Here is a 24,103-nt window from a genome sequence, read left to right on the forward strand (position 1 = left end):
GACGGCCGCTTGTCGGCCGGCCGGAACGCCAAGGGCTCGGAGGTGGCCGCGTCATCCGCTTCCGTGGCGGGGGCGTTGCCTTGCTCGGGCGTGGTCGCGGGCTTCCCCGGTGAGCGTCCAGTGTCCTGGGCGGGAAAACCCGCCGGTACCGTTCCGGAGGAGGCCGGTGCGAACCAGGCCGAGCGGGGCGGTTCCTGGTGGGCAGGTCCGGGCGATTGCGCCGCCGCGGGTTCTTTCGGGACCTTCCCGGCCTGGTCGTCCACCGGCGCCGCGGTCTCGCCGGACCGGTTCGCCGCGGAGTCGCCCGCCTTCTTCTGCGGCGGGTTGTTGTTGACCGGGAACGGGTGGCCGTACGCGGCTTCGGTGGTGGGTCGCCGCGTCGACTTCGGCCTCGGCGCAGGGAAGTCCGCGACGGCGCGGGCGGGGCTCACGCCGCCCGGCCCGGCGGCGTCCCATGGTCCGGAGTCGGACAGCGAGTCCCTCCGGCCGTCGTGGACCGGCCGGGCCGCGTGTACCAGCTCGATCGGTACCACAATGCCGGACCACAGCCCGGGGGCGTCCAGCGCCTCGCTCAACTCCACGGTGATGTTGTGCCGATTGGCCAGACGACCGACGACGAACAGGCCCATCTGCCGTGATTCGGGGGAACTTTCGGAACCGGCGGTCGCGACCCGCTGGTTTGCCCTGGCCAGTTCCGCGCTGGTCATCCCGATTCCGCGGTCGTGGATGTCGATCCGTACGGAGCCGTCGGGATCGCGCGTGCTGGTGACGGTCACCCGGGTTTGCGGCGGAGAGAACTCGGTGGCGTTGTCGAGCAGTTCGGCGATCAACCGCACCAGGTCGGCTGCCGCGTACCCGGCAATTTCGAGGGACGGCGCAGGGCGCACCACCACGCGCGGGTAGTGCTCGATCTCGGAGACCGCGGCACGCAGCAGATCGCTCAGCGCCACGGACCGGTCGGACGGGCGGACCAGTGTGCTGCCGCACAGAACCATCAGGTTCTCGTTGTTGCGCCGCATCCGGGTCGCCAGATGGTCCAGCTTGAACAGGTTGGCGAGTTGGTCCGGGTCCTCTTCATGCCGTTCCATCTCTTCCATCAACCGCAAGAGCCGGTCCACCAGGCTCTGACTGCGCCGCGAGAGGTTGACCAGGGTGTTCCTCAAGTCGCTGCGCAGCGTGGCCTGCTCCGCCGCCAAGCGCACGGCTTGGTCGTGCACCGCATCGAAGGCTCTGGCGAGTTGGCCGAACTCCTCCGTCGTGTGCACCGGTACGGCACCGATCGCGGTGGTCGGCGCCCGGCCCTCGCGAATGCTCGCGACGGCTGCCGGGAGCCGGTGATCAGCCACGTCGAGGGCGCTTGTCCTGAGTACGGCGAGAGACCGCAGCAGGTTCCGGCCGATGACGAATCCGACGGAGACGGCGAGCAGCAGCGCGGCGAAGACGAGCACGGACTCGGCGCCGGCCCCGTTGCTGGTCTGGTCCTGAAGCGCGGCGGACGTCGTACGGAGCCGGTCGGCGAGGTTCGCCGCCACCTTCCCGACAAGCCGACCGGTGGTCTCCGACTCCTGGTTCCAGCCGGCGGCCGGGATCGTCGACGGCGTGACGCCGGCCCGTTGCTCGCCATCCGGCCCTTGGGAGAGCAGCGCGTTGACCACCTGCGCACGTTGGCTGACGGCCGATCCGGTGACGGTCCGTTCGTAGTCGAACCGCTCCGCCGCGGTGGCCACGGCCTTGAAGTCACCAAGCTTGTCCTGGAGTCGGATGTCGGCTTGCTGAAGCGGCCTGATCAACTCCGTTCCCGGCGTATCGTTCCGTCCCCGGGCGGCCAGGACGATGGCATGTTCGAGGTGGATCTGCTCCTGGACCATCTCCAGGTCGTACAGGGCGGTAGCGGGCCCGGACAACCGGGGGTCGCCGAACTCGCTGACCAGTGCTTGGTCCAGGTCCAAGAACCCCTTGATGACCACGCCGTAGTCGCCAACCGCCGTCCATGCCGCGAGGTGACCGGATGCCACCTGCCGACGCAGGGTGGGTAGCCCGCGCAGGAGGCCGACGGCCTCGTGGTAGCGATTCGCCGAAGCGCCCTGAAGAAGGGAGGCCCGCCGCACAGTGGTTGCGACGGCGGCCTGGGCGGTGTCGACGCGATCAGCCTGCTGCCGGAGCATGGCCGGATCGATGGACGCTCCGCCACGCAGACGCTCGACCGACATGGTCCGCTCCATCTGCAGGGCCCCGATCAACGGCACCAGCCCGTCGCGGAGATCGACCAATCGCTCCGTGCGCGCGTAGGAGTTGGCACTCTCGACTTGGCGTTGGATCTGCACGACGCCCAATGCGACGGCCAGCAGGGCGGGCACCACGAGAACGGCACCGACCTTCACCGGCAGTCGCCAGTTCCGCCACTTCACGACAGCGCTCCACCACCATGACCGGGGTGCGCGCGAAGCAGCGTGCCTGGCAGCGGTCATGAGATGTGCTCCGATCCCGGAGCGGCTTTCCCACGGGGATACATCACTACGCCGTTTCTCCTGGACCTCCCACGAGAAGGAGGTCGGGTCGGCCGCGGGCAGATCGACGGGGCGGGAGGCTCGCGGGGAGACCCTGTGCCGTGACGATACGCCGACGCGGCTCCCCTTACTTCAAGAACAGTTTGCGAGCAGTCAAGGTGAGTTCATAGATGCCATAAACGAAAGGGGCGGTGACCCACAGCCACACCACAACCAGCAGAACAGAAGAAGACTTCGCGGTCTCTGTCGACGGAGCGCCGTCCTGATCGGTCATCAGTTGACTGCCCTTTCTGCCGGAGTGTGCTCGGTTTCGATCTGAGCCGCCGACTCGGGTTCGTGGAACCTCGGATTGACAGGCCGTACCAGTTCGTTTGCGATGAAGCCGACGACGAGCAGTGCGATCATGAGGCCGAACGAGAACGTGTAAAGGCCGGGACCGGTGTGCCCGGCCTTCTTGCCGGAATCCGCGAGGGCATCCACGATCTCCGGTCCGGCCACCCCCGCAACAGACCACGCGGTGAGCAACCGACCGTGGATCGCGCCGACCTGGTAGGTGCCGAACAAGTCCTTCAGATAGGCGGGCACGGTGGCGAAACCACCGCCGTAGAACGAAAGGATCACCATCGTCGAGACGACGAACAACGCGGTACTGCCGCTTTTGCCGAGCAGCACGGTCAGGTAGAGGAGAGCGCCGCCCCCCAGATAGAGACGGTAGATGTTCTTTCGGCCTATCACGTCGGACACCGACGACCACACGAAGCGGCCGGTCATGTTGGCCAGCGAAAGGAGCGCGACGAATCCGGCGGCGGCGGTCGCGCTCACCGGGCTGGCGGTGCCGCGAAAGAAGTCCTGGATCATCGGGGACGCCTTCTCCAGGATCCCGATCCCCGCTGTAACGTTCATGCACAACACGAGCCACAGCAGCCAGAACTGATACGTCCTCATCGCGTTCTTCGCCGATACGTTCGCGGTGGTGACGAGTTTCCCTCCGGTGCCGCTATCCGGCTCCCAGCCGGTCGGCCGCCAGTTCTCCGGGGGCACACGTACGAGCACCACGCCGAGCGACATGAAAACGGCGTAGACCAGACCGTGCACCAGGAAGGTCGTCGCGATACCGCCCGGGCCGGCACCGAAGGCGGAGAGCATGCTCGCCGACCACGGGGACGCGATCAGCGCGCCGCCGCCGAAGCCCATGATCGCGATACCGGTAGCCATGCCCGGCCGGTCGGGAAACCACTTCATCAAAGTGGATACCGGTGAGATGTAGCCGATTCCGAGCCCGATCCCACCGATGACTCCGTACCCGAGGACCACCAGCCAGTAACTACGCGTGGCCACGCCGAGCGAAGCAACCAGGAAGCCCGAGGAGAAGGTCACGAGCGACACGAACATGGCCCACCGAGGCCCCTTTTTCTCGACCAGGGTGCCGCCGAAGGCGGCGGAGAGCCCAAGTACGAGAATGCCGATCTGGAACGGTAGGGCGCTGGCCGTGCTCGAGATTTGGAGAGATTTTTCCAACGGTATTTTGAAGATGCTCCAGGCGTACGCCTGGCCGATCGAGAAGTGAATCGCAAGAGCTGCCGGAGGAATCAGCCATCGATTCCACCCCGGCTCCGCGAAGACGCGGGAGCGCTCAAGAAAACTCACCCGTTACCCACCTTCCACCCTCGGGAACAACCCTGGAACCACTCCGACCGGCGACCATTCGCGCGTATGTCCAGCGCCTCCGAGGTGGGGAGTGTAGGGCAACCCCGTCAGCGGTAACAACAGCCACTGCCTTCCCTCCGCCACGGAACCGGCGCCGGACGCGGGCCGCCTGATACCAGTGACACCGCCGGGATGTGGCCATTTTTTACAAAGTCTTCTTGATCTCTTCGTAAAGCATGCCGCGGCAATCGCTTTTGGCATATCACTACAGTCCGTCGCGCGGGACTGGGGCCCCGAAATCAGAACAACAAGGTGAAATGTCCACTATGACTTCGAATGCTGTTGAAAACGCGGAGACCTAGGGCAGGACGGGCATGAGGACCGTGCTCCGCCGCTGCGTCAGCTCCCTTGGTCGGGCCGGTCGTTGACCGCATCCGACACCTCGCTACACTTGCGTCCCCGCCAGGTGGTTTCGTCACCCACTCTCGCCAGGCTGATCGAACGACGCGCATGCTGCCGGTCGAACCATGCCTTTACTGAAATACCCTTGGAGAGGACCATGACGAGAAAGTCGAGGTCGCCCGTGTCGAGTTCAGTCGAACAGTTCGCCACCCGGGCACCCGCCGACCCTGGTATGTCGCCGGTCGAAGCCCCCGCCCATCCCGCACATATAGGCGGCGCCGATCCCTCGGCAATTCAGCAGAGTCCGGAGTTCGTTCTGCTCCGGAGGCGGTTGCGGCTTTTCGTCTTCCCGATGAGCGCCGCCTTCTTCTGCTGGTACATGGCTTTCGCTGTTCTGTCGGCCTACGACCGCGGGTTCATGAAGCACAAAGTGGCCGGCGAGGTCAACATGGGCACCTTGTTCGGTCTTCTGCAATTCGTGACGACGATCGTGATCGCGTTGACGTACCGGCGCTTCGCCGGGAAGAAACTCGATCCGCAGGTGGATGCAATCAAGGAACTGGCGGGAGTCGGCAAGGAATGACAGCGCAGCTAGCGGCCGGCGCTACCGGCAACCCAACGATCAACGTCGGCATATTCCTTGCCTTCGTTGCCATCACCCTGTTCGTCGTCTACAAGGTCAGCAGTAGCAGTCCGACAGCATCCGACTACTACGCCGCTGGAAGCGCCTTCAACGGCGTACAGAACGGTCTAGCGCTATCCGGCGACTTTCTTTCCGCAGCTTCTTTCCTCGGCATCTCCGGGGCGATTGCCGTCCACGGATACGATGGGTTTCTCTACTCGGTCGGGTGGGTTGTCGCATGGCTGGTCGCCCTCCTGCTCGTCGGCGAAAGGCTGCGTAACACCGGACGGTTCACCGTCGGCGACGTGATGGCCTTCCGCATGAAGCAGCGCCCGGTGCGTGCGGCGGCGGCCAACGCCACCCTGGTGATCACGCTCTTCTACATGCTCGCCCAGATGGCCGGCGCCGGCGGGCTCATCGCCCTGCTGCTCCATGTGCAGAGCAAGGGCGGACAGGCCCTCATCATCACGGGGGTCGGCGCGGTCATGGTGTTCTACGTCCTGGTAGGCGGCATGAAGGGCACGACCTGGGTCCAGATCGTCAAAGCGACCCTCCTGCTCCTCTGCGTGATCTTCATCAGCGTGTTCCTCTTGGGCAAGTTCGGGTTCAGCTTCTCGCAGATCCTCGAGCATGCGGCGCAGAACAGCCCCTCCGGCGAGCGCATTCTGGACCCAGGTGCCTGGTACGGCAAGAACGCGATGACCGAACTCGACTTCGTCTCGCTCGCGCTCTCGCTGGTACTCGGTATCTCCAGCCTGCCGCACGTGCTCATGCGCTTCTACACGGTGCCCAACGCCAAGGAGGCACGCAGTTCGGTGGTGTGGTGCTCGTGGACAATGGTCGTCTTTTATCTGGGAATTCTGGTCATCGGCTACGGCGCCACCGCCCTGGTCGGTTCGGACGCCATTCTGCGTGCCCCGGGCGGAGAGAACTCCGCAGCTCCACTGCTCGCTTTCAAGATCGGCGGGGAGGTACTGCTGGGAATCGTCTGCGCGGTGGCTTTCGCGACGATCCTCGCGGTGGTCGCCGGCCTGACGCTGGCCGCCGCCGCATCGTTCGCGCACGATGTCTACGCCAACGTCGTCCGAAACGGCGACGCTGATCCGCGGTCAGAAGTGCGCGTCGCCCGCCTGACTGCGGTCGTCATCGGGTGTCTGGCCATCGTCGGCGGCATCGTCGCCGACGGCCAGAACGTCGCCTTTCTGGTGTCGTTGGCCCTGGCGCTCGCCGCGTCCGCCAACTTGCCGACCATGCTCTACACGCTCTACTGGAAGCGCTTCAACACGACCGGGACACTGTGGAGCATCTATGGCGGTCTGGCATCCTGCCTCATCCTCATCATCTTCTCCCCGGCGATCTCGGGCACACCCACGTCGATCGTGAAGAGTGTCGACTTCCACTGGTTCCCCCTCACCAACCCCGGCATCGTGTCCATTCCGCTCTCTTTTGTCTGCGGCTACCTTGGGACCGTTTTCAGCAAGCAGCCCGCGGACCCCGGCAAGCAAGCGGAGATGGAAGTGCGGGCACTCACCGGGCTGGGCATCAAGCTATAGCTGCGCAAGCAAGATCCTCGACGCGATGCGCTGCCTGAACGGTGCTGGCCGAGACTCGGCCGGCACCGTTTGCGTACGCCCGCGTAGCACCGCGCCGGGACAGGCCCCGGCCCCAACCTGCAAGTGCCTCCCGCTGACGTATGCCGAGTTGGGACGCATCAAGAGTGGTGGAACGTCGGGAGAAGTTGGTCAGCTGGGGGTGAAGGTCTACGTCACCACAGGTGCGGTGCGGTTCGCGTTCGGCGAGGAATTCCCGGCGACGGAGCAGATGACGGAGTTGCGCTTCGGCGGGCCACAGGGGCGGCCGACACCCGGAACTGTCTCAGTGGTCGTCGACTCCGATGCCCGCACGGCGGAGATGGTGACGCATGGGGGCGGGTCACGACGTTCCCTCTCGCCGTGGGGGCTCGGACGGTCCTGGTCGCATGAGCCTGGGGGAATCCTTCAGATCGTGGGCCCGGTGCATTCCCGCAGCGAGGACCGTAGCGCCCTGTTGGCCTCCTGCTACCGGGAGTCGCTGCGCACCGCCGCCGACCTGGGCGCCCGCACCGTCGCCTTCCCCGCCATCTCCACCGGCGTCCACGGCCGGCCGATCGACGACGGCGCCCGTATCGCCGTCGCCGCCGTCCGGGCGGCCGTCGCCGCGGCCCCGGGCACCTTCGACGAGATCCGCTGCGTCGTCCTCGACGACCGGGCCCGCCGCGCGTACGAGGCGCAGCTGGGCGAGACCGCCGAGGACCCCGAAGGCGCCTGAGCACCCGGGGCACGCGCGAGCCCCCGTGGCCGCAGGCAGATCCTGGTACGAGGCGATCCACCGTCCGCGCAGCTGGCGCCGAGGTTGATGTCGGATTTCCGCCAGCCCCGACCGCCCTCCTGAGCAATCCTTGAGGACATGCACACCGACACCGAGCGCTGCCTGCGCGCCGTGCAGTCCAAGGACGCCCGCTTCGACGGCTGGTTCTACACCGCCGTGCTCACCACCGGCATCTACTGCCGCCCCAGCTGCCCGGTCGTGCCCCCCAAGCCCGAGAACATGCGCTTCTACCCCAGCGCCGCCGCGGCCCAGCAGGCCGGATTCCGGGCCTGCAAACGCTGCCGCCCCGACGCCAGCCCCGGATCCCCGCAGTGGAACGAACGGGCCGACCTCGTCGCCCGCGCCATGCGACTGATCGCCGACGGCATCGTCGACCGCGAAGGCGTCCCCGGCCTCGCCACCCGCCTCGGCTACAGCACCCGCCAGATCGAACGCCAGCTGCTCGCCGAACTCGGCGCCGGACCGCTCGCCCTCGCCCGCGCCCAGCGCGCCCAGACCGCCCGGCTCCTCGTCGAGACCACCGAACTCCCCATGGCCGAGATCGCGTTCGCCGCCGGCTTCGCCAGCATCCGCACCTTCAACGAGACCGTACGGGAGGTCTTCGCGCTCTCTCCCTCCGCACTCCGCGGACGCGCCGGCCCCGGCCCGCGCACCGCCGTGCCCGGTACCCTCGCGCTGCGGCTCCCCTTCCGCCGGCCGCTCAACCCCGACAACCTCTTCGGGCACCTCGCCGCCACCGCCGTCCCCGGAGTCGAGGAATGGCGCGACGGCGCCTACCGCCGCACCCTCGGCCTCCCCTACGGGCACGGCATCGTCGCCCTCTCCCCGCGCCCCGACCACATCGACTGCCGCCTCTCCCTCACCGACCTGCGCGACCTGGCCGGAGCCATCGCCCGCTGCCGGCGCCTGCTCGACCTCGACGCCGACCCGGAAGCCGTCGACGGACTCCTTGGCGGGGACCCGCAACTCGCCCCGCTCGTCGACAAGGCGCCCGGCCGCCGGGTACCGCGCACCGTCGACGCCGACGAGTTCGCGGTCCGCGCCGTCCTCGGCCAGCAGGTCTCCACCGCCGCCGCCCGCACCCACGCCGGCCGACTCGTCCGCGCCCACGGCGAGCCCGTCGACGACCCCGCCAGCGGCCTCACCCATCTCTTCCCGTCCGCCCCCGCCCTCGCCGAACTCGACCCGGAGTCCCTGGCGATGCCCCGTACCCGCCGCACCACCCTCACCGGTGTCGTCGCGGCCCTCGCCTCCGGCGCACTGCAACTCGGCGTCGGCAGCGACCGGGACGAGGCCCGCGCCCGGCTCGCCGCACTGCCCGGCATCGGCCCCTGGACCGTCGAATGCGTCGCCATGCGCGCCCTCGGCGACCCCGACGCCTTCACCCCCACCGACCTCGGCCTGCGCCGCGCCGCCGCCCGCCTCGGCATGCCCGACACCCCCGCGGCCCTCATCCGCCACTCCGCCGGCTGGCGCCCCTGGCGCGCCTACGCCGTCCAGTACCTCTGGGCGACCGACGACCACCCCATCAACCACCTCCCCGCCAACTGACCACCCGCCCCTCCCCACGAACCGAGCCGCAACCATGACCCCTGCCACCCCACGCCCCGACCGCACGACCACCGACCGCACGACCACCGACCGGCCCGCCGCCGACCGGACCACCCACACCGTCCTCGACGACACCCCCGTGGGCCCGCTCACCCTCGTGGCCGACGGCGACGCTCTAACCGGCCTCTACATGACCGACCAGCGCCACCGCCCGCCCCAGGAAACCTTCGGCAGCCCGGCCGACCCCGCCGACCCGCCCTTCGCCGCGACCATTGCCCAGCTCCGGGCCTACTTCCGCGGCGAGTTGACCACCTTCGACCTGCCGCTGGCACTGCACGGCACCCCGTTCCAGCGCCGCGTCTGGGCGGCCCTGCGTACCATCCCGTACGGCGAGACGGTCTCCTACGGCCGGCTCGCCGAACGCCTCGGCGTCCCCACCGCGGCCCGCGCCGTCGGCCTGGCCAACGGGCGCAACCCGGTCGGCATCATCGTCCCCTGCCACCGCGTCGTCGGCGCCGACGGCAGCCTGACCGGCTACGGCGGCGGCCTCGACCGCAAGCGCCGCCTGCTCGCCTTCGAGCGCACCGACGACGGACTGTTCCCGGCGGCGGACTGCGGCCGAACGACGCCTCCTGGCGCGGCGCTTGACGCGGGGGTGCTGAGACGCGGGGATGGTGAGACAAGGGGGTGGTGAGACGCAGGGTCTGCGTGGCGTGGGGATGCGCCCTCGCGACTCAGCGGCAGTATGGCCGTCCCTGCGACCGCTCCCCCTCGGACCGTCAGGCCGCTGCTCCGACCACCTCCCGTACCTCGGCCACCAGTTGTTCCGCCACGGTCAGGGAGTGGCGCAACTCGTCCTTCGTGCATCCCAGTTCGCCGAGCAGAGTGCTGGCTCGGGGGCCGAAGTCGGGTGGAGTCTGCGGTAGTGCCGCGGCGGCGGCCAGGGCGCCTTTTTCGTTGAGGCACCAGACGCCGTGGTGGGCGTGCAGGCTCTGGACGAGGGCGCCGACGGCCCGCGACAGGCACAGGGACGGGTACAGGACGTCCGCGGTCGAGGACGATTTGGCGGCCATGGCCACCGAGAAGCCCGCGTCCCAGACGGCGGCGCCGGTGAGTTCCTTGCGGAGTGCCTCCGGGTAGTTCTGGGTCTCCTCCTTGAGGCGGGCCAACTCCCCGGTGTCGTCCGCCAGTACGCGACCCAGGGCCACCTCGCCCGGATAGGCGGGAGACCAGAACCCCAGGGGGTGACCGGCCTGTATGCCCGTCTCGAAGCGGCCCGCGCGGCAGTCCTCCCACACGCGCCGTACCCGGTCGATGTCCCGGAAGATCCAGTCCACATGGCTGCCGTCCGGCATGACCAGCCATGCCCCGCCGTTGACCCAGGGGCCCCAGGCGCCCGGCGGGAATATCTCGACGGGTCTGCCGGTCACTTCGGCCGCCAGTCTCTCCAGAGCGGGCAGATCCAGTTCGCCCCGGTAGTAGACCCCCAGATCCCAGTCGGAATCGGGACGGTTGGTTCCTCGTGCGCGGCTGCCGCCGAGCATGACCCCGACGACTCCCGGCACCTGCGCGATGCGGGTGGCGTTTTCGTTCATGGCACAAGGCTAGATCGCGGGGGAGCGGGAGCAATCAACCTACGGTTCTCGGCATTTGGTGGGGGAGTCGGCCCAGGGGTCTCATGCCCAGGTTCTACGTGGTGTCATGAACCGGCGGTGCGGGGCGAGTTCACCGCGGACCGCCGGCGGCTGCGCGTCCGGCCGGCGGCAGGCCGTCCTCCAGTTCCACCGGGCCGTGTCCGCCCGCCAGCGCGTCCAGTGCGCCGCGGACCCGCAGCCGCAGACCCTCGGCCAGCATCGTCTCGGCCTCGTCCCAGCGCACCAGGCGCCAGCACAGCAGTTCCTCCTCCTGCACCCGGATCGCCGCGAACTGCTCCGCGTCCAGTACCCCGCCGTCGAACAGATACGACACCACCGGCGGCCGGGCCGCTCCGCGTACCCAGTCGACGGCCAGCAGCGGGCCCGGTTCGATGTCCAGACCGATCTCCTCCAGGGTTTCCCGGCGGGCGGCCTGGCGCGGGGATTCGCCGGTGTCCGACTCGATGGTTCCGCCGGGCAGGACCCAGGTGTCGCGGTAGTTCGGCTCCACGAGGAGGATGCGGCCCGCCGCGTCCCGGAAGATGACCGCCGCGCCCGCGAGCACCCGGGGCAGTCCGGCGATATAGGTGGCGTAGTCCGTGGTCGTCACGCCGCGAGCCTAGGACACAGGGGGAGGGGAGGGGCGGGTGTGCCGTGCCGGTTTCCGGTAGCCGCTGCGTACCCGTGACCCGTGTCCGTGACCCGCGACCCGTGACCCGTGTCCGCGACCCGTGACCGGTGGCGACGGCTGCCGCGCTCAGGCCCGGGTTCCCGGCCGGGTGCGCGACACTGTGCGGATGATCAGTGATCCCCGCGAGCAGGAACCGACCACCACCGGGGCGGTCGCAGAACCGATCGGTACCGACGGCCTGACCGTCGGCCGGACGGCTGCGCTCGTCGGGGTCAGTGTGAAGACGCTGCACCACTGGGACGCGATCGGCCTGGTGCGACCGGGCGGGCGCACCTGGGCCGGGTACCGGGTGTACTCGGGCGACGACGTGGCCCGAATCCACCGGGTCCTCGTCTACCGGGAACTGGGTTTTCCGCTCGCCGAGATCGGCCGGCTCCTCGACGACCCGGCCGTGGATGCCCGCGACCACCTGCGTCGGCAGCGGTCGCAGCTCGTGGAGCGCATCTCCCGCCTGCAGCAGATGCTCGGTGCCGTCGACCGCATGATGGAGGCGTCGCGTACCGGGATGCGGCTGACCCCCGAGGAGCAGGTCGAGATCTTCGGTGACGACTGGCAGCCGGCCTGGGTCGACGAGGCCGAGGAGCGCTGGGGCGGGACCGCGCAGTGGGCGCAGTACGCCGAGCGGGCCGCGGGGATGACAGCCGAGGACTGGAAGCGCGTGGCGGCGGCGACCGAGGAGCTGAACGCCGATCTCGCCGCCGCGTTGCGCGCCGGTGCCGTACCGGGCTCCGATGCGGCGAACGCCCTCGCGGAGCGGCACCGGGCGATGATGTCGACGTATTTCGACTGCACACATGCGATGCAGGTGTGTCTGGGGCGGATGTTCGTCGGCGATCCCCGGTTCGCCGAGTACTACGAAGGTGTCGCGCCGGGCCTCATGGCCTGGATGCGAGACGTGATCTTCGCGAATGCCGAGGCGCACGGTGTCGACCCGGAGAGCGCTACGTGGGAGTGAGACGGGGGAGTGAGCGGGTGCTTCCCGGCGTGCCCGGAGTGCCCGGAGTGCCCGGCGTGCCGGGTGTGCGCGGGTCGTTCCGGGCTGCTGACCGCCGTACCTCTCGCGCGTCCACCCTGTCCCCCTCGCCCTCCCCTTCGTCCCCTTCGCCCGTTCCGGAACCGTCCGCTCTGTTCGCCGGGCCCCTGGCCGGATAAGGTCGCAGCGGCGCGACTGCCAGTTCGAAAGCAAGGGGAAACACGGTGGCGGACGCAGCAAGGACAAGGACAGCACATGTGCTGATCGCCGCGGACAAGTTCAAGGGCTCGCTCACGGCCGTCGAGGTCGCCGGGCATGTCACGGCCGGTCTGCGGCGCGTGGTCCCCGGACTGGACGTGGCGGCCGTGCCGGTCGCGGACGGCGGCGACGGGACGACGGCGGCGGCGATCGCGGCGGGTTTCACCCGGCACGAGGCCCGTGTCACCGGCCCCACCGGCGAGCCGGTGACGGCCACCTTCGCGCTGCGCGGCGACGGTACTGCGGTGGTGGAGATGGCGGAGGCGTCCGGTCTCCAGCACCTCCCGAAGGGCGTTTTCGCGCCGCTCACGGCCACCACCTACGGCACCGGTGAGCTGCTGCTCGCGGCGCTGGACGCGGGGGCGACCTCGATCGTCTTCGGGGTGGGCGGCAGCGCGACCACCGACGGCGGCGCGGGCATGCTGGCGGCGCTGGGCGCGCGGTTCCTGGACGCGAACGGGGAGCCGGTGGCTCCCGGTGGCGGGCCGCTGCGCGAGCTGGCCACGGCGGATCTGTCGGGGCTCGACCCGCGGTTGGCCGGTACGGAGATCGTGCTCGCCAGCGATGTCGACAATCCGCTGACCGGCCCGAAGGGCGCACCCGCCGTCTACGGCCCCCAGAAGGGCGCCAGTGAGGCGGATGTCGCCACCCTGGACGCCGCCCTCGCGCACTACGCCGAGGTGCTGGAGCGGGCCGTCGGAGCCAAGGCCGCCGAGCACGCGCTGGCGCCCGGGGCGGGGGCCGCGGGCGGGATCGGCTACGGCGCGCTGGTCGGGCTGGACGCGACGTTCCGGCCCGGTATCGACGTGATGCTGGACGTGCTGGGCTTCGCGCCGGCGCTGGCCCGGGCCACGTTCGTGATCACGGGGGAGGGCTCCCTCGACGAGCAGACGCTGCACGGCAAGGCGCCGGCCGGTGTCGCCGCGGCGGCGCGGGCGGCGGGGATCGACGTGGTCGCGGTCTGCGGGCGGCTCCAGCTGTCGCGGGAGGCGCTAGCCGCGTCCGGTATCCGGCGGGCGTACGCGCTGACGGACCTGGAGTCCGACCCGGCCCGCTGCATGGCCGAGGCCGGGCCGCTGCTGGAGCGCGCGGCGGAGAGTCTGGCCCGCGACTTCCTGGTCTGAGCCCGCCGGCCGGGGCCTGACGGGGACGATCCGGCGGGTCCCGGCCCGACGTACGTCGGAGGCGCCGGGCCCGCACCGGAGGCACCGCTTCCGGCCGGCGGCCTCCCGTGTCCCCGAACGCCGGGAGGCCCCGGACGGATCTCTTCCGTCCGGGGCCTCCCGGCGTGCTGTGCCGTGCTGTGCGGTTGCCCCGTCAGGGCTGGTGCGCGGCGCGCGACTCGGCGCGGGACTCGCGGCGGTTGCCGCGGAAGGTGTTGACCCTCCGGGCCGTCGCGAACAGCGGGATCATCGCGCCCATGACCACCTGGAGAGAGCAGCCGGTCTGGAGCAGCAGCTGGCCGCCGGGGGCGTCCAGTGCCCAGGCGGCGAGCATGCCCATGCTGAGGACGATCCAGCTGAGCATCGCCACCGCGAGCCGGCCGCGCGGCTTGGGGTACTCGACCCGGCTCACCATCAGCCAGGCCACGCCGATGATCGCCAGCAGCGTCGGCAGGAACGGCAGTTCCAGCAGGACGATGGCGACGACGGTCAGGGCGCCGAACGGGCTCGGCATGCCCTGGAAGATGCCGTCGCGGATCGTGACGCAGGAGAAGCGGGCGAGCCGGAGGACGACCGCCAGCAGGACCACCACGGCCGCGACCACCGACACCCGCTGGTGCGCGTCCTGGGCGACCATGCCCCAGGTCACGACGAAGTACGCGGGCGCCAGACCGAAGCTGATCAGGTCGGAGAGGTTGTCGAGCTCGGCCCCCATCGCCGAGGCCCGCAGCTTGCGCGCCACCAGTCCGTCGAACAGGTCGAAGACCGAGGCGAGCAGCATCAGGATCACGGCCATCGCCGCGCTGTGCCGTGCCATCCCGCCGTCCTCGGTGCCCGTCAGATGCGGGATGAGCACGCCGGTGGTGGTGAAGTACACGGCCATGAAGCCGCAGATGGCGTTGCCGAGGGTGAGGGTGTCCGCTATTGACAGCCGCGTGGACAGCGGCATGTCGTCCTCGTCCTCGTCGGTTTCGGGCGCCCAGCCCGCCTGTGTCTCAGGATCAATCACGGTCAAGGCGAGTCACCCCCGCGGTGGTGGCCTGGCCGACCTCGACCGCGGCCTCGACGCCCTCCGGGAGGTAGACGTCGACGCGCGAGCCGAAGCGGATCAGGCCGATGCGCTCGCCCTGCTCGACCTTGCTGCCCTGCGGCACGTAAGGAACGATGCGGCGAGCCACCGCGCCGGCGATCTGCACCATCTCGATATCGCCGAGCTCGGTGTCGAAGTGCCAGACGACCCGCTCGTTGTTCTCGCTCTCCTTGTTGAACGCCGGAACGAATCCGCCGGGGACGTGTTCCACGGACGTCACCGTGCCGGCCAGCGGAGCGCGGTTGACGTGAACATTCAGCGGGCTCATGAAGATCGCGACGCGGGTGCGCCCGTCCTTCCACGGCATGATGCTCTGCACCACGCCGTCGGCCGGAGAAATGACGCGTCCCTGAGCGATCTCTCGCTCGGGGTCGCGGAAGAACCACAGCATGCCCGCCGCGAGTGCGGTGGTGGGCACGGCGACGGCAGCCCAGCGTCCCGAACGACGGGAACGTGCCAGGCTGACCGCTGCCGTTGCCACGGTCGGGAGGAGCCACGGCGACGCTCCGCGCGCGAGGCGGACGCGACCGCGTTGTGCAGAGGATTGGCTGTGGGGCATGGATGACCTTCGTAGCGGAGGATGCCGCGTATGGATACGGGGGACGGCGGCTTTCCTGGGATGCTATCGGTTGCGAGCGGCAACTGGCCAAGAGCCAGAGCCAATCCGTGGCCGAAGAACGATGACAGGGTGTGATCTTTATCTAGCCCAAAACGGCCCCAATGGGGCGTTCACCCCTGGATCCGGTACTCCTCAAGTAGCCGCCGCCCAATGATCATTTTCTGGATCTCGGCCGTGCCCTCGCCGATCAGGAGCATCGGGGCCTCCCGGTAGAGGCGCTCGATCTCGTACTCCTTGGAGAAGCCGTAGCCGCCGTGGATGCGGAACGCGTCCTCGACCACCTCCTTGCAGTACTCGGAGGCCAGGTACTTCGCCATGCCCGCTTCAAGGTCGTTTCGCTGGCCGGAGTCCTTTTTGCGTGCGGCATTAACCATCATGGCATGGGCCGCTTCGACCTTTGTCCCCATTTCGGCAAGTTTGAACTGAATCGCCTGATGCTGGGCGATCGGCTTCCCGAAGGTGTGGCGCTGCTGTGCGTACGACACGCCGAGCTCGAAGGCGCGCTGGGCGACACCGCAGCCGCGGGCGGCCACGTTGACCCGGCCGACCTCGACACCGTCCATCATGTGATAGAAGCCACGCCCGGTCTCGCCGCCCAGGACGCGGTCGGCCGGAATGCGCAGCCCGTCCATGATCAGCTCGGTGGTGTCGACGCCCTTGTAGCCCATCTTGTCGATCTTGCCGGGGATGGTCAGGCCGGGCCGCACCTCGCCGAAGCCCGCCTCCTTCTCCACCAGGAAGGTCGTCATCGACTTGTGCGGCGGGGTGCCCTCCGGGTGGCCCTCGTCCGTCCGGCACAGCACCGCGACCAGCGTCGACGAACCGCCGTTGGTGAGCCACATCTTCTGGCCGTTGAGGACGTACGCGTCGCCGTCCCGCACGCCCTTGGACGAAATGGCCGAGACATCGGAACCCAGCGCCGGCTCCGACATCGAGAAAGCGCCCCGGATTTCACCGGCCGCCATCTTCGGCAGGAAATAGTCCTTCTGCTCCTGCGTGCCGTGCTGCTTGAGCATGTACGCCACGATGAAGTGCGTGTTGATGATGCCGGAAACGCTCATCCAGCCGCGGGCGATCTCCTCGACCGTCAGCGCATAGGTGAGCAGGGACTCGCCGAGGCCGCCGTACTCCTCGGGAATCATCAGCCCGAACACGCCGAGTTCCTTCAGGCCCTCGACGATCTGCGTGGGGTATTCGTCGCGGTGCTCCAGCTCCGTGGCGACCGGAATGATCTCCTTGTCCACGAAATCGCGGACGGTGGACAGGATTTCCCGCTGGATGTCGGTCAGACCCTCGGTCTGTGCGAGACGCGCCATCGAAGTCACTTCTCCTTCTTGGCCGCGGGGGCCTGCAACTCGGGGCGGCCGGGCTGCTCGCCGCCGCGCTCCTTGATGTACGTGGCGGTCGGCACCATCACCTTGCGGCGGAACACGCAGACCAGGGTGCCGTCCTGCTTGTAGCCCTTGGTCTCCACGTGGACGATGCCGCGGTCGGACTTGGACTTCGACGGGGTCTTGTCGAGCACCGTCGTCTCGCCGTAGATCGTGTCGCCGTGGAAGGTCGGCGCGACATGCCGCAGCGATTCGATCTCCAGATTGGCGATGGCCTTTCCGGAGACGTCGGGCACCGACATGCCCAGCAGCAGCGAGTAGATGTAGTTGCCGACGACCACGTTCTTCCCGAAGTCGGTGGTCTTCTCGGCGTAGTTGCTGTCCATGTGCAGCGGATGGTGGTTCATGGTCAGCAGACAAAAGAGGTGGTCGTCGTATTCGGTGACGGTTTTCCCCGGCCAGTGCTTGTACACGTCGCCGACGGTGAACTCTTCGTAAGTACGGCCGAACTGCATCGCGGTCATGCCTCCGGGGCTTCGAACTTGGACGTACGTGTCATGCCGGCGGCCCGGCCCTTTCCGGCGATCACCAGCGCCATCTTCCGGCTGGCCTCGTCGATCATCTCGTCGCCGAGCATCGCCGAACCCTTCTTGCCGCCCGCCTCGGACGTGCACCACTCGTACGCGTCGAGGATCAGCTCGGCGTGGTCGTAGTCCTCCTGGGACGGCGAGAAGACCTCGTTGGCGGCCTCCACCTGGCCCGGGTGCAGCACCCACTTGCCGTCGAAGCCGAGCGCGGCGGCGCGGCCGGCGACCTCACGGTAGCCGTCGACGTTCTTGATCTGGAGGTACGGGCCGTCGATGGCCTGGAGGTCGTGGGTGCGCGCCGCCATCAGGATGCGCATCAGGATGTAGTGGTACGCGTCCGCCGGGTAGCCCGGGGGCTGCTCGCCGACCACCAGGGACTTCATGTTGATCGATGCCATGAAGTCCGCCGGGCCGAAAATGATGGTCTCCAGGCGGGGCGAGGCGGCGGCGATCGCGTCGACGTTCACCAGGCCCTTGGCGTTCTCGATCTGCGCCTCGATGCCGATCCCGCCGACCTCGAAGCCCATCGCCTTCTCGATCTGCGTCAGCAGCAGGTCGAGCGCGACGATCTGGTGGGCGTCCTGGACCTTGGGCAGCATGATGCAGTCGAGGTTCTGGCCGGCGCCCTCGACGACCGTGGTGACGTCCCGGTAAGTCCACTCGGTCGTCCAGTCGTTGACCCGCACCACCCGGGTCTTGCCCGTCCAGTCTCCCTCGTTGAGGAACGTGACGACGGTGTGCCGGGCCTCCGGCTTGGCCAGCGGCGCGCAGGCGTCCTCCAGGTCCAGGAAGACCTGGTCGGCCGGCAGCCCCTGGGCCTTCTCCAGGAAGCGCGGGTTGCTGCCGGGAACCGCCAGGCACGAGCGGCGCGGGCGGAGGCGGCGCCCCTCCGGGACGGTGGCGGGCGTCATGCGGTGACCTCCAGAGGGTCGAGTTCGTTCGCTCGGCGGATCTCGTCGACGATGCGGCCGATGATCTCCGTGATGCCGAAGTCCTTGGGTGTGAAGACGGCGGCGACGCCCGCGTCGATCAGCTCGGCGGCGTCCGCCGGCGGGATGATGCCGCCGGCGATCACCGGGAGATCGTCGACGCCGGCCCGCCGGAGCCGGGCCAGCACGTCCGGTACCAGCGCGGCGTGCGAGCCGGAGAGGATCGACAGCCCCACGCAGTGCACGTCCTCCGCGACGGCCGCCGTGACGATCTGCTCCGGGGTGAGCCGGATGCCCTGGTAAACCACCTCGAAGCCGGCGTCCCTGGCGCGTACCGCGATCTGCTCGGCGCCGTTGCTGTGCCCGTCCAGGCCGGGCTTGCCGACCAGCAGGCGCAGCCGGCCGGTGCCGAGGTCGGCCGCGGTCCGCGCGACCTTCTCCCGGACCACCGCGAGCGGGGAGCCCTCCTCGGCGGTGACCGCCACCGGGGCGCTGGAGACCCCCGTGGGCGCCCGGAACTCGCCGAAGACGTCCCGCAGCGCCCAGGCCCACTCGCCGGTCGTCACACCGGCGCGGGCGCACTCCAGGGTGGCCGGGAAGAGGTTGGCGTCGCCCGCCGCGGTCTTCTTCAGGGCGGACAGCGCCTCCTGGGCGCGGACCTCGTCCCGGTTGTCCCGCCACGCGTGCAACGCCCGTACGACGCCTGCCTCGTTGGCCGGGTCGACGGTCATGATCGCGGTGTCGAGATCCGCGGTGAGCGGGTTCGGCTCGGTCGACTCGTAGCAGTTGACGCCGATGATCTTCTCGTCGCCGGCCTCGATCCGGGCCCGCCGCTCGGCGTGCGCGGACACCAGCTGCGACTTGAGGTAGCCCGACTCGACGGCCGCCATCGCGCCGCCCATCTCCTGGATCCGGTCGATCTCCGCCAGGCAGTCCGCGACCAGCGCCTCCACCTTGGCCTCGATGACATGCGACCCGGCGAAGATGTCGTCGTACTCCAGCAGGTCGCTCTCGTGCGCCAGCACCTGCTGGATGCGCAGCGACCACTGCTGGTCCCACGGCCGCGGCAGCCCCAGCGCCTCGTTCCAGGCGGGGAGTTGGACGGCGCGGGCGCGGGCGTCCTTGGAGAGCGTGACGGCCAGCATCTCCAGCACGATCCGCTGGACGTTGTTCTCCGGCTGTGCCTCGGTCAGTCCGAGGGAGTTGACCTGGACGCCGTAGCGGAAGCGGCGCTGCCTGGGGTCCTCGATGCCGTAGCGCTCACGGGTGATCTTGTCCCAGATGCGGCCGAAGGCGCGCATCTTGCACATCTCCTCGATGAAGCGGACGCCCGCGTTCACGAAGAAGGAGATCCGGGCGACGACATCGCCCCGGCGCTCCTCGGGGACCTGACCGGACGCGAACACCGCGTCGAGCACCGCGATCGCGGTGGACATCGCGTACGAGATCTCCTGGACCGGAGTGGCCCCCGCCTCCTGCAGGTGGTAGCTGCAGATGTTGATCGGGTTCCACTTCGGGATGTGGTTGACCGTGTACGTGATCATGTCGGTGGTCAGCCGGAGGCTCGGTCCCGGCGGGAAGACGTGCGTCCCGCGCGAGAGGTACTCCTTGACGATGTCGTTCTGCGTGGTGCCGGACAGCTTGCCGATGTCGGCACCCTGCTCCTCCGCGACCACCTGGTAGAGGGCCAGCAGCCACATGGCGGTGGCGTTGATGGTCATCGAGGTGTTCATCTGCTCCAGGGGGATGTCCTGGAACAGCCGCCGCATGTCGCCGAGATGGGACACCGGGACCCCGACCCGGCCGACCTCGCCGCGGGCCAGGACGTGGTCGGGGTCGTATCCGGTCTGCGTCGGGAGGTCGAACGCGACCGACAGGCCGGTCTGGCCCTTGGCGAGGTTACGCCGGTACAGCTCGTTGGACGCCTCGGCGGTGGAGTGCCCGGCGTACGTCCGCATCAGCCACGGACGATCCTTCTGACGCTCAGTCATGTGTCCGTCTCTCAGAGGTTCTCAGACGTTCCTGAAGCGGTTGATGGCATCGATGTGCCGGGCGCGCATCTCCTCGTCGCGCACGCCCATGCCCTCCTCGGGTGCGAGGGCCAGTACCCCGACCTTTCCCTGGTGGAGGTTGCGGTGCACGTCGTACGCCGCCTGACCGGTCTCCTCAAGGGTGTACGTCTTCGACAGCGTCGGGTGGATCTTGCCCTTGGCGATCAGCCGGTTGGCCTCCCACGCCTCCCGGTAGTTGGCGAAGTGCGAGCCGACGATCCGCTTCAGCGACATCCACAGGTAGCGGTTGTCGTACTCGTGCTGATAGCCGGAGGTGGACGCGCAGGTCACGATCGTGCCGCCCTTGCGGGTGACGTACACCGAGGCGCCGAAGGTCTCCCGGCCCGGGTGCTCGAAGACGATGTCGACGTCCTCGCCGCCGGTCAGCTCGCGGATCCGCTTCCCGAAGCGCTTCCACTCCCGGGGATCCTGGTGGTGCTCGTCCTTCCAGAACTTGTACCCCTCGGCGTTGCGGTCGATGATCGCCTCGGCGCCCATCCTGCGGCAGATCTCCGCCTTCTGGTCGCTGGAGACCACACAGATCGGGTTGGCGCCGCCGGCCAGCGCGAACTGCGTCGCGTACGAGCCGAGTCCGCCGCTCGCGCCCCAGATCAGGACGTTGTCGCCCTGCTTCATGGCGGCGCCGTTGCGCGAGACCAGCTGGCGGTAGGCGGTCGAGTTGACCAGGCCGGGGGCCGCCGCCTCCTCCCAGCTCAGGTGGCCGGGCTTGGGCATCAGCTGGTTGGACTTGACCAGCGCGATCTCGGCCAGGCCGCCGAAGTTGGTCTCGAAGCCCCAGATGCGCTGCTCGGGGTCGAGCATGGTGTCGTTGTGGCCGTCGGAGGACTCCAGCTCGACGGACAGGCAGTGCGCGACGACCTCGTCGCCGGGGTGCCAGGCGTTGACCCCCGGACCGGTGCGCAGCACCACGCCCGCCAGGTCGGAGCCGATGACGTGGTACGGCAGGGCGTGGGGCTTGGTGAGCGGGGAGAGCCGTCCGTAGCGCTCCAGGAACCCGAACGTCGGCAGCGGCTCGAAGATCGAGGTCCAGACCGAGTTGTAGTTCACCGAGGAGGCCATCACGGCCACCAGCGCCTCGCCCGGTCCGAGCTCGGGAACCGGCACGTCCTCGACGTGCAGGGACTTGCGGGGGTCCTTCTCGCGGGTGGGCAGGCCGGCGAACATCTCGGCCTCGTCCTTGTGCACGGTGACCGCGCGGTACGAGTCGGGGAGGGGCAGGGCGGCGAAGTCTTCGCGCGTACTGTCCGGCGCGAGGATCGCGTCAAGAATCTGATTCACGGTATGCCTCCGGCGAAGCACGTCTACGGGAACGGCTTGAGGGAACGTCGGGGGTGGTGCTGGGTGGTGCCGTCGGTTCGGCCGGTGGTGCTCGGCATCGCGCGGGTGAGCGCGGATCAAGGTGCCTGTGACGCAGGCGTCCGGGCGCACAAGGTGCTTGTGGGGACAGCCGGCGCACCACTGTCGGGTCGATGCGCCGGCCGCCCGGACACTCTCAACGTATGACACCGCGTGCCACTGGACAAGACACTGAGTGCCAAGAATTTCTCTCAGATGTCATTTGGCCGGCACGCATGAGCAACACATTCCCTGCCGGCAAGGTGTTTTGTCGCGTTATGACGTCATTGGCGTGCAGTGCGTGACCGGAGGTGTGGTTGGGCCGTCCGTGTGACAGGTCGGACGGCGCCGGGGCGGTACTCCGCCGGCGCGGGCGCGGGAAGACGGAATCGGGCCCGCTCCGGGGGCGCCGTCCCCTCTGCCACGGGGGCGGGGACCGCACGACCGGAACGGGCCCGAGGGGCCGCCGCCGGCCCGCCCGGCGAGGGGCGGGCCGGCGACGGTTACCCGTGCGCCTTCAGCGCCTTGCGGATGGTGCGCATGACCTCGTCCAGCGGGGCGTCCGTGCGGGCCACCGCGACCAGCACCTCGCCCTCGCGCGAGACCGTCGCCGGCGGCGTCTCCGCGGTGGCGCGGCCCGCGCCGATGCCGGTGCCGAAGGTCTCCCGGACGATCTCGAAGGCGTGGTCCAGCTGGGCCTCCACGTCGCCCTCCGCGCCGGCCCGCAGCCAGCGGCGCAGGACGTGGTTGTGCGCGGTGACCACCGCGGACGCGGCCACCTCGGCGAGCAGCGGATCGTCGTCGCCCTCGCGGTGCGCGCCCTCGTCGAAGTGGCCCAGGAGATAGCGGGTGAACAGCCGCTCGTAGCGCGCCACCGAGGCGATCTCGGCCTCCCGGAGGGTGGGTACCTCGCGGGTGAGGCGGTAGCGGGCCACCGACACCGCCGGGGCGGACGCGTACATCCGCATGACTTCCTTGATGCCGCGGCACACCGTGTCGAGGGGGTTCTCGTGCGGCGGCGCGGCGTCCAGGACGGCCTCGGCGCGGACCAGGGTGTCGTCGTGGTCGGGGAAGATCGCCTCTTCCTTGGAGCGGAAGTGCCGGAAGAAGGTGCGCCGGGCGACGCCCGCGGCAGCCGCGATCTCGTCGACCGTCGTCGCCTCGTAGCCCTTCGTCGCGAACAGTTCCATTGCGGCGGCCGACAGTTCGCGGCGCATTTTGAGCCGTTGGGCGGCGGCGCGGCGAGTGCCGGGAGTGGAGGTCTCGGAGGCGTCGGACGACTGCGGGCGAGCGGGCTGGGACATGTGGGGACGGTACTGCATATTCACGCGCCCTGCGGCATGAGGTACCGGCTCCGGCCCTGTGACCTGGGGCGGACCACCGGGACGACCGTCCGACGGTTCCAGCAGCCCGCCCCATCCGCCCCCGGACCCGGGGCGCCGCCGCGCGTCAGCGCCGGGCGTACTCACGGAAGCCGCGGCCGGTCTTCCGGCCCAGGCAGCCCGCTGCGACGAGGTGCTCCAGCAGCGGCGCCGGCGCCAGCCCCGGGTCGCGGAACTCGGCGTGCAGCACCTTCTCGATGGCCAGCGAGACATCCAGGCCGACCACGTCCAGCAGCTCGAACGGGCCCATCGGATAACCGCCGCCCAGCTTCATCGCGGCGTCGATGTCGTCCAGCGACGCGTAGTGTTCCTGGACCATCTTGATCGCGTTGTTCAGGTACGGGAACAGCAGCGCGTTGACGATGAAACCGGCCCGGTCGCCGCAGTCCACCGGGTGCTTGCGGACCTTGGCACAGACCTCGCGCACGGTGGTGTGCACCTCGTCGGAGGTCAGGACCGTACGGACCACCTCGACCAGCTTCATCGCGGGCGCCGGGTTGAAGAAGTGCATCCCGATGACGTCCTGCGGGCGCGAGGTGGCGCGGGCGCAGGCGACGACCGGCAGTGAGGACGTGGTGGTGGCCAGCACGGAACCCGGCTTGCAGACCTTGTCCAGCGTGCGGAACAGCTGCTGCTTGACGGCCAGGTCCTCGGCCACCGCCTCCACTGCCAGATCGACGTCCGCGAACGCGTCCAGCGAACCGGCCGGGGTGATCGCCGCCAGCGCCGCGTCGCGCGCCTCGGCGGTCAGCCGGCCCTTGTCCACGGAGCGGCCCAGCGACTTGGCGATCCGCTCCTTGGCCCGCTCCGCCTTCTCCGGGCTGCGGGCCGCCAGTACGACCGCGTAGCCCGCCTTGGCGAAGACCTCGGCGATCCCGCTGGCCATCGTCCCGGAACCGGCGACACCGACGCTGCGGACCGTGCGGCCGGCGGGCCGCCCCCC

Annotated in this window: 20 protein-coding genes and 1 pseudogene; 7 read left to right on the plus strand and 14 right to left on the minus strand. The window is 69.3% G+C overall.

What is annotated here, in order from left to right; genetic code table 11:
• The 3 genes from RZ84_RS39295 to RZ84_RS29830 all read right to left on the minus strand — a co-directional run.
• Positions 1 to 2,408, minus strand: a 2,408-nt coding sequence (locus RZ84_RS39295; protein ID WP_198540067.1) for a sensor histidine kinase, incomplete at its 3' end; no start/stop codon positions are given.
• Between the two features lie 226 nt (positions 2,409 to 2,634).
• Positions 2,635 to 2,781, minus strand: a complete 147-nt coding sequence (locus RZ84_RS39965) for an MFS transporter small subunit (RefSeq protein ID WP_198540068.1) — start codon at positions 2,779 to 2,781, stop codon at positions 2,635 to 2,637.
• Positions 2,781 to 4,154: an L-lactate MFS transporter gene (locus RZ84_RS29830; protein ID WP_043267374.1), complete on the minus strand. Its 1,374-nt coding sequence runs from the start codon at positions 4,152 to 4,154 to the stop codon at positions 2,781 to 2,783. Before RZ84_RS29830 ends, RZ84_RS39965 begins: the two co-directional genes overlap by 1 nt.
• Positions 4,155 to 4,713: 559 nt before the next feature.
• Between RZ84_RS29830 and RZ84_RS29835 the strand changes: the two genes are divergently transcribed.
• The 5 genes and pseudogenes from RZ84_RS29835 to RZ84_RS29855 all read left to right on the plus strand — a co-directional run bounded on the left by RZ84_RS29835 (position 4,714) and on the right by RZ84_RS29855 (position 9,790).
• Complete coding sequence (locus tag RZ84_RS29835) at positions 4,714 to 5,139, plus strand: DUF485 domain-containing protein (RefSeq protein ID WP_241777916.1); 426 nt, start codon at positions 4,714 to 4,716, stop codon at positions 5,137 to 5,139.
• Complete coding sequence (locus RZ84_RS29840; RefSeq protein ID WP_043267375.1) at positions 5,136 to 6,731, plus strand: solute symporter family protein; 1,596 nt, start codon at positions 5,136 to 5,138, stop codon at positions 6,729 to 6,731. The genes RZ84_RS29835 and RZ84_RS29840 overlap by 4 nt, the downstream gene beginning before the upstream one ends.
• A 439-nt stretch (positions 6,732 to 7,170) precedes the next feature.
• Positions 7,171 to 7,485 (plus strand): annotated as a pseudogene (locus RZ84_RS41895) (macro domain-containing protein); the annotation flags it as partial.
• Positions 7,486 to 7,623: 138 nt separating this feature from the next.
• Entirely contained in the window at positions 7,624 to 9,096 is a 1,473-nt protein-coding gene (locus RZ84_RS29850) for a DNA-3-methyladenine glycosylase 2 family protein (protein WP_043267377.1), read from the plus strand.
• Between the two features lie 139 nt (positions 9,097 to 9,235).
• Positions 9,236 to 9,790, plus strand: a complete 555-nt coding sequence (locus RZ84_RS29855; RefSeq protein WP_241778103.1) for a methylated-DNA--[protein]-cysteine S-methyltransferase — start codon at positions 9,236 to 9,238, stop codon at positions 9,788 to 9,790.
• An 85-nt stretch (positions 9,791 to 9,875) separates the two neighbouring features.
• Here RZ84_RS29855 and RZ84_RS29860 read toward each other — a convergent pair whose 3' ends face one another.
• Both RZ84_RS29860 and RZ84_RS29865 read right to left on the minus strand, forming a co-directional pair.
• Complete coding sequence (locus tag RZ84_RS29860; RefSeq protein ID WP_043267380.1) at positions 9,876 to 10,691, minus strand: nucleotidyltransferase domain-containing protein; 816 nt, start codon at positions 10,689 to 10,691, stop codon at positions 9,876 to 9,878.
• A gap of 130 nt (positions 10,692 to 10,821) precedes the next feature.
• The gene (locus RZ84_RS29865; RefSeq protein ID WP_043267382.1) at positions 10,822 to 11,340 is read right to left on the minus strand and encodes an NUDIX domain-containing protein; all 519 of its coding nucleotides are present in this window, start codon (positions 11,338 to 11,340) and stop codon (positions 10,822 to 10,824) included.
• A gap of 187 nt (positions 11,341 to 11,527) precedes the next feature.
• Between RZ84_RS29865 and RZ84_RS29870 the strand changes: the two genes are divergently transcribed.
• Positions 11,528 to 12,376, plus strand: coding sequence for a MerR family transcriptional regulator (locus tag RZ84_RS29870; protein WP_043267384.1), 849 nt, complete (start codon positions 11,528 to 11,530; stop codon positions 12,374 to 12,376).
• 275 nt (positions 12,377 to 12,651) lie between these two features.
• Positions 12,652 to 13,776 (plus strand): glycerate kinase, encoded by a 1,125-nt coding sequence (locus RZ84_RS29875; protein ID WP_043267386.1) that lies wholly within the window; start codon positions 12,652 to 12,654, stop codon positions 13,774 to 13,776.
• Between the two features lie 193 nt (positions 13,777 to 13,969).
• On the opposite strand, the gene pssA is transcribed toward RZ84_RS29875, so the two are convergent.
• The 9 genes from pssA to RZ84_RS41900 form a co-directional block, all read right to left on the minus strand.
• Positions 13,970 to 14,830, minus strand: coding sequence for a CDP-diacylglycerol--serine O-phosphatidyltransferase (gene pssA, locus RZ84_RS29880; RefSeq protein WP_043267387.1), 861 nt, complete (start codon positions 14,828 to 14,830; stop codon positions 13,970 to 13,972).
• Positions 14,817 to 15,464, minus strand: coding sequence for a phosphatidylserine decarboxylase (locus RZ84_RS29885; RefSeq protein ID WP_043267389.1), 648 nt, complete (start codon positions 15,462 to 15,464; stop codon positions 14,817 to 14,819). Before RZ84_RS29885 ends, pssA begins: the two co-directional genes overlap by 14 nt.
• Positions 15,465 to 15,634: 170 nt before the next feature.
• Positions 15,635 to 16,840 carry an acyl-CoA dehydrogenase family protein gene (locus RZ84_RS29890; protein WP_043267391.1) on the minus strand — a complete coding sequence of 402 codons (1,206 nt, stop codon included), beginning with the start codon at positions 16,838 to 16,840 and terminating at the stop codon, positions 15,635 to 15,637.
• Positions 16,841 to 16,845: 5 nt separating this feature from the next.
• On the minus strand, positions 16,846 to 17,370 hold the full coding sequence (locus RZ84_RS29895; protein ID WP_043271211.1) for a MaoC family dehydratase: 525 nt from the start codon (positions 17,368 to 17,370) through the stop codon (positions 16,846 to 16,848).
• A gap of 5 nt (positions 17,371 to 17,375) precedes the next feature.
• Positions 17,376 to 18,353 (minus strand): HpcH/HpaI aldolase/citrate lyase family protein, encoded by a 978-nt coding sequence (locus tag RZ84_RS29900; protein ID WP_043267393.1) that lies wholly within the window; start codon positions 18,351 to 18,353, stop codon positions 17,376 to 17,378.
• Positions 18,350 to 20,362, minus strand: coding sequence for a protein meaA (locus tag RZ84_RS29905; RefSeq protein ID WP_078894333.1), 2,013 nt, complete (start codon positions 20,360 to 20,362; stop codon positions 18,350 to 18,352). The genes RZ84_RS29900 and RZ84_RS29905 overlap by 4 nt, the downstream gene beginning before the upstream one ends.
• 21 nt (positions 20,363 to 20,383) lie before the next feature.
• Positions 20,384 to 21,721, minus strand: coding sequence for a crotonyl-CoA carboxylase/reductase (gene ccrA, locus RZ84_RS29910; protein ID WP_043267397.1), 1,338 nt, complete (start codon positions 21,719 to 21,721; stop codon positions 20,384 to 20,386).
• A gap of 560 nt (positions 21,722 to 22,281) precedes the next feature.
• On the minus strand, positions 22,282 to 23,082 hold the full coding sequence (locus RZ84_RS29915) for a TetR family transcriptional regulator (protein ID WP_043271213.1): 801 nt from the start codon (positions 23,080 to 23,082) through the stop codon (positions 22,282 to 22,284).
• 145 nt (positions 23,083 to 23,227) lie between these two features.
• Positions 23,228 to 24,103, minus strand: an 876-nt coding sequence (locus RZ84_RS41900; RefSeq protein WP_241777917.1) for a 3-hydroxyacyl-CoA dehydrogenase family protein, incomplete at its 5' end; no start/stop codon positions are given.

The sequence above is a fragment of the Streptomyces sp. CT34 genome (assembly GCF_000805335.1).
Lineage (GTDB): Bacteria > Actinomycetota > Actinomycetes > Streptomycetales > Streptomycetaceae > Streptomyces.